Source organism: Mesorhizobium sp. M4A.F.Ca.ET.050.02.1.1 (assembly GCF_003997725.1).
Taxonomy (GTDB): domain Bacteria; phylum Pseudomonadota; class Alphaproteobacteria; order Rhizobiales; family Rhizobiaceae; genus Mesorhizobium.
The window spans coordinates 18,406-30,265 of sequence record NZ_RZSG01000013.1; the positions used below are offsets into that span (position 1 = coordinate 18,406).

Genomic DNA, 11,860 nt, shown 5'->3' on the forward strand with positions numbered 1-11,860 from the left:
ATGGGAGCGCGTCCAAGGGCGGAGGCCGGAACTTTCAAAAATAGCAATCTCCCAAAATGACGGAGCACGGCCGAAGCCATGCTCCAAGCCCTGTGATGTTCCGAAACTCGGATGATGCGGCGGACCAGAGAGAGAACAGCGAAAATGGAAGGATCTCGTAATGCTTAGGAAATTCGTTGGGAAGATTCGTATGTCAGCGCTGATGTGCGGGTTCGCGGCATGCATGGCACTCACGCCACCCACCGCCGCAGAAGAGCTTACCGGCAAGATCTACTTTATCATGCCGGACTTCACGACAGTCCGCTTCGAGCAGTTCGACAAGCCAGCCTTCTTGAAGGCCGCCAAGGAATTGGTGCCGAAAATGACGGTCGAGATTCTCAACTCCGAAAACAACGTGCAGCAACAGACCTCGCAGGTTCAGGCCGCTATCGCCAACGATGCCAAAGCAATCGTGATGGTTGCCGTCGATCCAATGCAGACCGCGGGCACCTTGGCTCTGGCCGAGCAAGCCGGGATCCCACTTATATGCACCATTCACGCTTGCACTGGCGGGCCTGCCTACGCCTACCTGACCGCCCCTTTCGTTGAAATCGGCCAGAAGCAGGCGCAGGCGGCGGCCAAGGTAATCGAGGAGATGAACGCCAAGACCGGCAAGCCCGTCCGGCTGGCGAAGATTTACGGCGATCCCAAGTTTCCGTTCTACGGCGACCAGGTGAAGGGCATTGGCGAATATCTCGATCCGCTGATCAAGGCCGGCAAATTGGAGGTCGTTTGTCAGGCGGATGCGCTGCTTTGGCTCCCGGCCAATGCTCAGACTGCAATGGATCAGTGCCTGACCAAGACCCACAATGGCGTCGATGCGATCTTCTCGATGAATGACGACACCGGCGGTGCGGCGGTGGCTGCGGTGGAAGCCGCCGGGCTCAAGGGGATCAAGCTGTTTGGCGGGTATGATGCCACTCTTGCCGGAGTGCAGCGCGTTGCTGCCGGCCTGCAGGAGATGGACATGACTGTGGACTATGTCGCGATGAACAAGCTGGCCGTCCAGTTGGCCGTGCACGCGATGAAGGGCGACAAGATACCGGCTGATCTCGTCGCGACCACGTTCGACAACGGCTACAAGGGAGGCATTCCCGAGGTGGACGCGCCGAACAGCGTCATCACCAAGGATAACATTCAGAAATCGGTGGTCGACACCGGTCTTTATACCAAGGAACAGATCTGCGCCAAAGGCGTGGCCGCCGACTCCGCCTTCTGTCGCGGCTGATGCAGAGAAGCGGTAGCAACAAGATGGTCGCCATGAACGACGACGCTCCAATCCTGTCCCTGGCGGGAATTGGGAAGCACTATGGCGGCATCACCGCCCTTTCGGGCGTCGATTTCGACGTCCGGGAGGGAGAGGTCGTGGCGCTGGCCGGAGACAACGGCGCCGGAAAGTCGACCCTCGTCAAGATCATCAGCGGGATCGTTACCGCCGACGAGGGCAGGATTCTGTTTAACGGGCGAGAGGTATCGCTGAGGAAGCCGCAGGATGCGGCGGAGCTGGGCATTCAGACGGTCTATCAGGACCTCGCGCTTTGCGACAATCTTGATACCGTTCAGAACCTTTTCCTGGGAAGGGAAATGCATTCAGGGCTGCTTCGGGGTGCAAAGCTCTCGCGACCGCTGATGGAATCTCGAGCCCATGCGGCCCTGTCCAGTCTCAACGTGAAGATCAGGGACTACAGTGTCTCCGTGGGACGGCTTTCTGGCGGCCAGCGCCAGTCTGTGGCCATCGCGCGCGCGGTTCTGTCGAAACCGCGAGTGATTCTGCTCGACGAGCCAACCGCCGCGCTTGGCGTGGCGCAACGGGCGGAGGTCATGGCACTCATCGCGCGCCTTCGCGAGCAGGGTCTGGGCGTGATCCTCGTCTCTCACGACCTGGGTGATGTGTTGGACATTGCAGACAGGATCGTGGTCCTGCGCCTGGGGCGCAAAGCCGCCGAGCGGCCAGTCGCGGAATGGACGAGGAGCAGCCTGGTCGCAGCCATAACCGGCACAGACCATTGAAGGGATGCAGGCTATGAACACCACGGGACGACAAGTTTCTTTCACAACGGCGCCTGCGAAAATCAGTTTCAGGCAGAACCTGCTTGAGGCGCTATCGACAAAATGGCGTGTCGTACCGGTCCTGCTGTCGCTGGGTCTCATCTGGGCGATCTTTGCCTCGCAATCCCCAGTGTTTCTCTCAGCGCGCAACCTGACCAACCTTGCCGATCAGATCGCGACCACAAGCATCGTGGCGCTCGGGCTTGTCCTCGTACTGGTCGTTGCCGAGATCGATCTTTCGGTTGCCGGTCTCGCGGCCGTGTGCGCCGGCATTGTCGGCGTGCTCGTCGTCAACATGGACGTCGGGCTGTCGATCGCGCTAATCATCGCGATTGCCGTCGGCGGCCTCTACGGTTTGCTGCAGGGTTCGATGATCGTCTATAGCGGCGCACCGGCCTTCATCGTCACACTCGGCTTCTCGCTCATGCTGCAAGGTGTCTTGCTGATTTTGCTTCCGGCAGAAAGCGGCCTTGTTCCTCTCGCCGGGACCGATTTGCAGTTCCTGGCCGCTTATCGTCTGCCAACGACCGTCAGCTATGCCTTGCCCGCGGCCGTCGGGCTGATAGGCCTTGCCATGCGATTGAACGATCACCGCCAAAGAGTGGCCTACGGTTTGCCATCGAATTTGATGAGCTCCATGGCCATTGGCATCGCCATCATTTTTGCCAGTCTGGCGGTTGTCGCCATTTTCAATGCTTACCGAGGCGTGCCTCTGACCGTTGCCGTGCTCGCGGGCCTGATCGCAATCTTGTCCTACGCCACAACCCAAACTCCGTTCGGCATTTGGCTGTACGCCATCGGCGGCAATCGCGAGGCGGCACGCCGCGCCGGCATCCCTGTGAACTGGATGAAGATGGCGGCCTTTTCGATTCTCGGCAGTTTGACGGCGCTCGGCGGGGTCGTGGCTGCGGCCCGGGTGCTGGGCGTCTCCCCGGCATCGGCTGACCAAAGTCTCTTGCTGGAGGCAATCGCGGCGGCGGTCATCGGCGGGACGAGCCTTTTTGGCGGTCGTGGCAGTGTCTGGGCAGCTATTCTTGGCGCCCTCGTCATCGGCTCGATCGCCAACGGAATGTTCCTGATCAACGCCAGCACGCAATTGCGCTTGCTCGTTCAGGGCGGCGTGCTCGTAGCCGCGGTCATAGCGGACGCGCTCATTGCCCGAAGCGGATCTTCGTCGTCGCGCTAAACTGGCCGCCTGTCTGCCGCAACCCAAGTTGGGAGAAGATCAAGATGTTGATCGGCTATGCCGATAAGCTTTCCGTCGATGCAGGCGACCATGTCGAAATCAAAGTCAGCGCTGCGGGCATCTACAGATCGCAACTGGTGCGCGTGCGAGGCATGAAAGAAGGCGCCGCCGGTCTCTCGGTTGCCGAAGAACCAGTGTCATCCAACAGCAATTGTCAGCACACCGGCCGGGTGCAGGCACTTCATCCGGGATCGTTCGTCGATGCTGCCTTGCCGAGGGTCGATTTCGCCAAGGGTGTTGGGGTCAGCCTGTGGGTGAAACCGACCGCTCCAGGTCGTCTTTGCCAGACGCTGTTCAGCCTCTCTGACGATAGCTCTGTCACTCGCATGATGCTTGAACTCGATCGGACCGGCCGGTTGGCGCTATATCTGCGGTCGTCGAACGGCGCGGTCACGATGGGGTCCTCACCCGATCCGCTGCCCAAGGGGCGTTGGGTGCTCTTGAAGGCTGTCTATGACCCCGGCGAAGCGGTACTGCGCCTGACCGCGGAAGAACAGACCGGCACGCGCTGCTGGTCGACGCCGGTCGTCGTAGCGGAAGGATCCGCCGCACGTTTTCGTGTCGGCGCCGCGCATGCCGAAGACGGCCGCGCGACGGACTGCTTCAACGGATGCGTATCCGAGGTCACTGTATTTGGAGCGTCGCCGAAGCAGCCTATCCTGCAATGGGACTTCTCCAGGCAAATGGACAGCGACATCGCGGTGGACCTCTCCGGAGCCGGGCGGCACGGACGGCTACTCAACCGGCCGGCTCGAGCGGTTCTTGGTCCTGCATGGGACAAGAAGACCATCCGCTGGACCGACGACCCGGCGCAGTGGAATGCATTGCATCTGCATGATGACGATCTCGATGACGCGCAATGGAAAACGGACTTCGAGGTCGAAGCTCCCGCCGAAAGCGGGATATATGCCGTTCGCCTGATCCAGGGTGAAACCAGCTACTACATTCCCTTCTATGTTCGCCCGGGCGCGGTCAGGAAACGGGTCCTGTTCGTCGCTCCAACGAACACTTACCTCGCCTATGGCAACGAGCATCTTTGGGAGGGCGAGCGCGGAATCGCCCATCAAAAGATGATGAGTTTTCCGATCGTGCTGGACAAGGCGGAAACCATTCTTCAGCAGATACCTTCACTCGGCAGATCGCTGTACGATCGGCATTCGGACGATAGCGGGGTGATCTATGCTTCGCGGTTGCGCCCCCTGACCAACGTGCAGCCAAACTACATCAACTGGCTGGCGGGCGGACCGAGACATTTCTCCGGCGACTTCTTCATCACCGGTTGGCTGGACAGCATCGGCATCGAATTCGACGTGGCGACCGATGAGGACGTCGATAATTTAGGCAAAAGCCTGCTCGACGGCTACGACGTGGTCCTCACCGGAAGCCACCCGGAATACCCCACTGCGGCCGAGTTCGACGCTTTCGAAGATTACGTCAAGGACGGCGGCAAGTTGATGTATCTCGGAGCCAACGGATTTTTCTGGGTCACGAGTTACGTCAACAAGCTGCGCACCGCCATCGAGGTGCGGCGCGGCTATGCGGCCCAGCGCAACTGGACCTCCCATGCGGCTGAGCTTTATCACAGTTCGACCGGCGAGATGGGCGGCGCCTACAGGCACCGCGGCCGTGACCAAAATCCGTTCCTTGGGATTGGCATGGCCGCCGCCGGATGGGGGCCGGCCTCGGGCTTCACGCGCACGCCGGAAAGCCATGCCGAAGCGGTGGCGTGGGTTTTCGAGGGTATTGCGAGCGAAACGGTGGGTGAGCACGGTTATTTGTTGGGTGGCGCGGCCGGCGATGAGCTCGATCACGTAGATCCAGCGCGCGGGACGCCCGACAGCACGGTCGTGTTGATGTCGTCCAGACATAACGATCTCTTCTTCCCAAGCCTCGACAGCGTCACGGAAGTCGCACCAAATCAGCAGGGTTCCAAAAACCCCCACGTGCGCGCCGACGTGGTTCTTGTTGAACATCCCGGAGGGGGCAAGGTGTTCTCAACGGGCTCCATCTGCTGGGCAGGTAGCCTGGGGTCAAATGGCTATGACAACGACATCGCGAGATTAACCACCAACGTGCTGCGGAAGTTCTTGGCAGAGTGAGCACGACCTCGAGATCATTAGCCCGAACGTCGTCACACGCGCCCGTTGCGCGCCCATGGTAAAGACTCGCGACAGTTATCTGTCCCGATCGCAAATAGGACTTGCCGGGCCTAAGTCGGGAACAAGGGCCCTACCAGACGGTGTACCTTCCGTCAGCGGATGCGGTTTCCGTCAGCGTCAAAAACGCGGGCCCGCGTCGGCTGGAAGTGCAGCGTGATTGTCTCGCCGAAGCGGGGCTGGTCCTCGCGGCGTTCAGCGACGACGGTCTCGCCACTCGGCAGCGCGCCATGCACATAGGAGGTCGAGCCCAGGCGCTCGGTGACGTCCACGGCAAGCGGCAGCGCAACGCCCTGCTTTTCGTCGAGATGTTCCGGCCTGATGCCCAGAGTCACCGTTTTGCCGTTCTCCAGCTTCGTTTTGAGATGCGAGATGTCCACTCTCGCCTCGCCGGTTGTCAGCGCCTTGCCGTCGTCCACGACGACCGCCTTGAGGAAGTTCATGCGCGGCGTGCCGATGAAGCCAGCGACGAAGGCGTTGTCGGGATCGTCGTAGAGCGACAGCGGCGTGCCGGTCTGCTCGATGCGGCCCGACTTCAGCACGACGATCTTGTCGGCAAGCGTGAGCGCCTCGGTCTGGTCATGCGTGACATATACCATGGTGCGGCGGATCGACTGGTGCAGGCGCTTGATCTCGGCGCGAAGCTCGGTGCGCAATGCCGCGTCCAGATTGGAGAGCGGTTCGTCGAAGAGGAAGAGGCGCGGATCGCGCACCAGCGCCCGGCCGATGGCGACGCGCTGGCGCTGGCCGCCGGAGAGCTCGCGCGGCAGCCGCGCCAGCAGCGGCTCGATCTGCAGCAGGCGCGCGACGCCCGCGACCTTCTCATCGGATGTCCTGCGATCGAGGCCACGCATCTTCAACGGGAAGGCGATGTTCTGCGCCACCGTCATGGTCGGGTAAAGGGCATAGGACTGGAAGACCATTGCCACGTCGCGGTCCCGCGCCGGCAAGTTGGTGACGTTGCGGTCGCCGATGACGATCGTGCCGGAGTCGATCGGGTTGAGGCCGGCCACCGCGTGGAGCAGCGTCGACTTCCCGCAGCCGGACGGGCCGAGCAGCACGACGAAGGACCCCTCCTCCACCTCGACCGAGACGTCGTCCAGCACCTGGACCGCGCCATAGGATTTCGAGACCGACCTTATAGAAAGTTTCGCCATCGGTTCTTCAGCCCTTCACGCTGCCAAGGGTCATGCCGCGCACCATCTGTCCCTGCACAAGAACGCCGAGCACGATCATCGGCAGCATGATGAGGGTGGCGGCGGCAGTGAGCGCGCCCCACTGGATGCCCTGGAATGTCAGGAACGAGGTGATCGAGACCGGCAGCGTCTGTGTGTCGCGTCCGGTGAGCACAAGCGCCACGAAGAACTCGTTCCAAGTGAACAGAACGCACAGGATCAGCGTGGCTATGATGCCGCCGCGCGCGGCCGGCAGATACACATGCCAGAAGATCGAAAATTCGCGCGCGCCGTCGACGCGCGCGGCATCGCGCAGCTCTTTCGGGATGTCATCGAAGAAGGTGATGAGCAGCGAGATGGCGAAAGGCACGTTGACGAAGGCATAGGCGGCGACCAGCAGCCAATGCTTGTTCAGCGCGCCGATGCGTGTCGCCAGATAATACATCGGGATGACGAAGAGCAGCGCCGGCGCGATGCGCAGGCTCAGGATGAATTTTTCCCCGGCGCGCCGCAGTTCCGCCGGCTGCTGCGCAAGCCCATAGGCGGCGACCGACCCGATGGCGACCGCCAGCGCGCTGGACAGGATCGAGATGATGAAGGAGTTGGCGAAGGCGCTCAGGAAGCCGCGATTGGCGAACACCGTGCGATAGTTGTCGAGCGTGGGGCTGAACAGCCAGACCGGTGGGATGGCGAAGGCGTCGCGCGTCGTCTTGAAGGAGGTGACGACGACCCAGTAGAGCAGGAACAGCACCGCCAACAGAAGCAGGACCAGCCCGACATAGAACAGCGCGCGCCTGGCCATCAGCGGTTCCCCGTCTTCGGGAACAGCACGCTGTACATGGTGAGCAGCGCGACATTGGTGAAAACCGTGAGGATGATGGCAATCGCCAAAGCGTAGGAGATGTCGAAATTGGTGAAGGCGACGATATAACCATAGTAGTTCAGCGTCTCGGTCGACAGCGCTGGCCCACCGCGCGTCATGATGTAGAAGAGATCGAAGGCCTTGATGCTGTCGATCGCCCTGATCAGCGCGACAATGGCGAGCGCTCGGCGCAGCATCGGAAGCAGCACATACCAGGTGACCTGCCATTCGCGCGCGCCGTCGACGCGGGCGGCGTTGAGCGGATCGGTCGGCGCCGATTCCAGCGCGGCCATCACCAGCAGGATGACGAAGGGCGTCCACTGCCAGATGTCGGCGATCAGCACCGAAAAGAGAGCGATCTGAGGGCTGCCCAGCCAGTCGACCTGGGAAATGCCGCCCAACGACAGAAGATAGTTCGCCATGCCGGTGGCAGGGTCGAACAGGAACCGCCAGGTGAGCCCGACGACAACCGGAGTCATGATGATCGGCACGAGCAGCAGCGTGCGCACCAGCCGCTTCATGGCGAAGTCGCGGTCGAGGAAGAGCACCACCGCAAGACCAAGCGCGATCTCGATCACCGTCGCCAATGTGGTGAAGAGCACCGAGCGCCAGAGCGCGGCCATGGCGCGCGGATCGCTGAGAAAGCGGATGTAGTTGTCGAGCCCGACGAATTTTTCCCGCCCTGCCCGCATCAGCGAAAGATCGTGCAGCGATATCCAGATGACGAACAGCGTCAGCGCCACCGAAGCCACCGTCAGGCAGACGATGATCGGCTGGAAGAAATGCTTTGTGGGATCGGACGCTGCGGCCACGGGTCTCATCGGATCAACCTGAGAATTTCACCCTGCCGCGCACAGGGAGCGCACGCGGCAGGGCACGCCACTCGACCCTTAGCGGGCGAGCGCAGCGTTGTTGGCTTCGTCAGCTTCCTTCAGCGCGTCGGCGGCGCTTGCGGTTCCGGCGAGCGCCTTGGAGACGGCGATGCCGGTGTTGTTGATGATCTCGTTCGCCTGCTCGACTGTCGGCAGATATTGCGGGTTGCCGGCGTTGATGGCGGCGATCATGCCTTCCTTGAAGGCGCCGTAGCGTTTGCCGAAGCTGTCGCTGTTGAGCGCCGAGAGCGAGGTCACGCCGGAGTTGGGGTCGGTCCCGATCGACTTCAGCTGCTGTTCCTTGGCGGTCGCCCAAGCGGCGAAGAGGGCCGCCGCTTCCTGGTTTTTCGATTCGGCCGAGACATACATGGAATGCACGGCTAGCGAGGACGAGCCGCCCTTGGGCGAAGCCGACTTCATCGGCACCGGCACATAGCCGACCTTGCCGACCACCGTCGAGACGGCCGGGTCTTCATTGTAGGCGCCGTTGACGGTCGCATCGAGCGTGATTGCCGCCTTGCCCTGCTGGAAGAGCAGCCGGTTTTCCTCCCAACCGAAATTGGCGACGCCGACCGGGCCGTAGTCCTTGAGGACCTTGGTGAAAGCGTCGAGCGCGGCGATGCCTTCAGGTGTCGCCAGCGCCGACTTGCCGCCGGCATCGAAGAAGGAGCCGCCGAAGCCCCACAGATAGCCCGCCCAGACATAGACACCCTGGATGCCCTGCTGGCCGCGCATGGTGATGCCGGCGATCTGCTTGTTGGTTTTTTCCGAGATGGTTTTCGCCGCGTTCTCGATGTCCTCGAAGGACTTCGGCGCGGCCAGCCCGTACTGTTCGAAGAGGTCCTTGCGGTACATGACGAAGGTGCTCTCGCCATAGACCGGCAGGCCGTAGACCTTACCGTCGAGGACATTGGTGTTGAAATAGCCGGGCACGAAATCGGCCTTGTCGAAATTCTCCTTGTGCTTGGCCAGGAAATCGTCGAGCGGCACGATGTAGCCGGACTTCACGAAGCCCGGCAGGTAGATGATGTTGTTCTGGACGACATCGTAGCGGCCGGACTTGGACGAGAACTCGAGCAGTTCCTTGGCGGTGATGTCCGCCTCGGGCACGACCTCGATCGCAACGTCGATGCCGGTCTTCTCCTTGAACTCGGGCACCATCTTCTGGAGGGCGTCGGTGGTCGGATGGCCCTCGAGCAGCACCGATATCTGCACGCCGTTGAACGGTTTGTCCTCGGCCGAGGCCGGCGCGGCCAGGGCAAGCGCGGCAGCGGCCGTGCCAAGCATCAGTAGATTGCGTCTGTTCAGCATGTTTTCGTCTCCCATTCTTGGGCCGTCTGGCCTCGTTGCAACAGCGCCGTTCGTTTGATTGAGCTCAACCGAGGCGCACGATTTCGCCGCTCTGTGCCGACTGCATCATGGCAAGGGTGAGTTCGAGCGAACGAAGGGCTTCCCGGCCGGTGGCGATCGGCATCGCCGCGCCGTCCAGCCAGTCGATGAGGCCGCCGAGCTGACGCGCGAGGTCGCCGTCGACGCGGCCGTTGAGCAGGGGCCAGTGTTGGGTGTCGATCTCCCGCGAGGTCTCATTGCTGGCGAAGTAGAGCCCGCTGTCGCCGCACTGGACCTCGAAGGATCCGTCGGTGCCGATGAGTTCCATGCGCGCGTCGATCATGTGGCGCGCGCCGGACGGCAGCGACCAGGCGCTCTCGAAATTGACGACGGTTCCGCCGGAAAAGCGCACGATTGCCGCGATGCTGTCTTGTGTGCCGGAGCTACCCAGCAGCTTGTCGGTCTGTTGCGCATAGACCGAGACGGGCCGCTGGCCTTCCAGCATCCACAGCACCATGTCGACGTCGTGGACGGTGACATGCAGCGCCAGCGGCAGCTTGCCGCCATAACGCTTCGGGCCTTCGGTGCGGGCGCTGTTGCGGCGGGCATAGATGTGGATCGGCTCGCCGATCTTGCCCGATGTCATCAGCTCCTTGGCGGCGGCGTAGCGCGGATCGAAGCGCAGCAGGTAGCCGACGCCGAGCTTTACGCCCGCCGCCTCGCAGGCGGCGATGATGGCCCGAGCGTCCTCGACCTTGGAGGAGATCGGCTTCTCGACGAAGACGTTGATGCCGGCTTCGGCGACCGCAACGGCCGGCGCCAGATGCAGATTGTCCGGCGTGCAGATCGAGACGAGGTCGAGATCGCGCTCCGAGCCGAGCAACGCCTGATGACTATCGTAGACTTTGCAGCCTGGCGCCCGGGCCGCCACGGCCTCGGCCAGCGCGCGGTTGGGATCGACGATGGCCGCGAGCTCGGAGCCCACCATGTTGGCGAAGATGCCGGCATGCATGGAGCCCATGAAGCCTGCACCGATGACGGCGACGCGGCGGCGCTTGATCATGTGGGGTTCCTTCTCAGTTGCGGACGGGCGCTCCAGGCGGCGACCTCGTCGGCGAAGCGGCGGGTGATGGCGTCGGGCCGCGTGATCGCGCCGCCGACGACGATGAAGCGGGCGCCGAGCTCGAAGCAGCGGACGGCCTCGTGCGGCGACCATATGCGCCCCTCGGCAACGAAAGGCAGGCCGGCACGGGCGAGTTCCTCCATCAGGGCGAAGGCGGGGCCGCGCTGATCGCCGGAATAATTTGTGTAGCCGGCCATGGTGGTGCTGATGAGGTCAGCGCCGGCATCGAGCGCGCGCTTGCCTTCATCGAGCGTTGCGACATCGCCCATGGAGAGCCGCCCCCTCGCGGCGATGCCGGCGAACATCGCCTTCAACTCGGCCGGACGCGGCCGGCCGGTGGCGTCGATCGCGACGATATCGGCGCCGGCGTCGATGACGGCGGCGACGTCGTCGAGCGTCGGGGTGATGTACACCTCGGTGTCGTCACGCCTGACCTTGATCAGGCCGATGAGCGGCACCTCGACCGCGGCGCGGACGGCGGCGATGTTGGCCGCGCCTTCGATGCGCACGCCGGTGGCGCCGCCCAACACGACGGAGCGCGCCATCGCGGCGATGTGGTCGGGAGCGTCGAGCGGCAGGCCGGACTCGGCCTGGCACGACACGACCAGCGTTCCATCGAGTGTGGCGAGCAAATCGCCCTGCTTGGCCTGCACCGGGGCATCTCCTGGAAGAGCATTACCCCTCTAACCAAGCGTGGATGAAAGTTTTTGTCAAGAAGTTATATTCGATGAAAATTTCCGTCAGACTTTGTCGAACGCGCCAGCATCGCCGCGCCAAGCAGGCCGGCATCGGCGCCCGCACGCGCGGCGACAATGGGACGCCGGTAGACGCGCGGCAGGTCGAGCGAGCGAGCCTGCAGCGCCTCGATGAAACCGCCGGCGAGGCCGACGCCGCCGCCGACGGCAAAGCAGTCGATATCGGCGGAGGCCGTCAGGTCGGCAAAGGCGTCGACCAACGCGACGACCGCGCCGGCGATGATTCCCGCAGCGGCAGCGTTGCCTTCCTCCGC

Annotated in this window: 11 protein-coding genes; 4 read left to right on the forward strand and 7 right to left on the reverse strand. The window is 62.7% G+C overall.

Annotated features, from left to right (window positions below; genetic code table 11):
- Nucleotides 1–190: 190 nt before the first annotated feature.
- Genes EOA33_RS02340 through EOA33_RS02355 form a run of 4 tightly spaced genes read left to right on the forward strand, consistent with a single transcriptional unit; the run spans nt 191 to nt 5,433 of the window.
- On the forward strand, nt 191–1,267 hold the full coding sequence (locus tag EOA33_RS02340) for a sugar ABC transporter substrate-binding protein (protein WP_190234187.1): 1,077 nt from the start codon (nt 191–193) through the stop codon (nt 1,265–1,267).
- A 32-nt stretch (nt 1,268–1,299) separates the two neighbouring features.
- Nucleotides 1,300–2,049, forward strand: coding sequence for an ATP-binding cassette domain-containing protein (locus EOA33_RS02345; RefSeq protein ID WP_210212543.1), 750 nt, complete (start codon nt 1,300–1,302; stop codon nt 2,047–2,049).
- A gap of 13 nt (nt 2,050–2,062) precedes the next feature.
- Complete coding sequence (locus EOA33_RS02350) at nt 2,063–3,274, forward strand: ABC transporter permease (RefSeq protein ID WP_210212544.1); 1,212 nt, start codon at nt 2,063–2,065, stop codon at nt 3,272–3,274.
- A gap of 44 nt (nt 3,275–3,318) precedes the next feature.
- Nucleotides 3,319–5,433: a N,N-dimethylformamidase beta subunit family domain-containing protein gene (locus EOA33_RS02355; protein ID WP_127404877.1), complete on the forward strand. Its 2,115-nt coding sequence runs from the start codon at nt 3,319–3,321 to the stop codon at nt 5,431–5,433.
- Between the two features lie 152 nt (nt 5,434–5,585).
- Here the strand turns inward: EOA33_RS02355 and EOA33_RS02360 are convergent, their stop codons facing one another.
- The 7 genes from EOA33_RS02360 to EOA33_RS02390 form a co-directional block, all read right to left on the reverse strand.
- Entirely contained in the window at nt 5,586–6,647 is a 1,062-nt protein-coding gene (locus tag EOA33_RS02360) for an ABC transporter ATP-binding protein (RefSeq protein WP_127404878.1), read from the reverse strand.
- 7 nt (nt 6,648–6,654) lie between these two features.
- Nucleotides 6,655–7,467: a carbohydrate ABC transporter permease gene (locus EOA33_RS02365; protein WP_127404879.1), complete on the reverse strand. Its 813-nt coding sequence runs from the start codon at nt 7,465–7,467 to the stop codon at nt 6,655–6,657.
- A complete protein-coding gene (locus EOA33_RS02370) occupies nt 7,467–8,348 on the reverse strand; it encodes a sugar ABC transporter permease (RefSeq protein ID WP_127404880.1) in 882 nt (293 codons plus the stop codon). The genes EOA33_RS02365 and EOA33_RS02370 overlap by 1 nt, the downstream gene beginning before the upstream one ends.
- Before the next feature lie 69 nt (nt 8,349–8,417).
- On the reverse strand, nt 8,418–9,710 hold the full coding sequence (locus EOA33_RS02375) for a sugar ABC transporter substrate-binding protein (RefSeq protein ID WP_127404881.1): 1,293 nt from the start codon (nt 9,708–9,710) through the stop codon (nt 8,418–8,420).
- 64 nt (nt 9,711–9,774) lie between these two features.
- The gene (locus EOA33_RS02380; RefSeq protein ID WP_127404882.1) at nt 9,775–10,791 is read right to left on the reverse strand and encodes a Gfo/Idh/MocA family oxidoreductase; all 1,017 of its coding nucleotides are present in this window, start codon (nt 10,789–10,791) and stop codon (nt 9,775–9,777) included.
- Nucleotides 10,788–11,504, reverse strand: a complete 717-nt coding sequence (locus EOA33_RS02385) for an N-acetylmannosamine-6-phosphate 2-epimerase (RefSeq protein WP_127404883.1) — start codon at nt 11,502–11,504, stop codon at nt 10,788–10,790. Before EOA33_RS02385 ends, EOA33_RS02380 begins: the two co-directional genes overlap by 4 nt.
- Nucleotides 11,505–11,569: 65 nt before the next feature.
- A partial coding sequence (locus EOA33_RS02390; RefSeq protein ID WP_127404884.1) for an ROK family protein occupies nt 11,570–11,860 on the reverse strand: 291 nt, incomplete at its 5' end.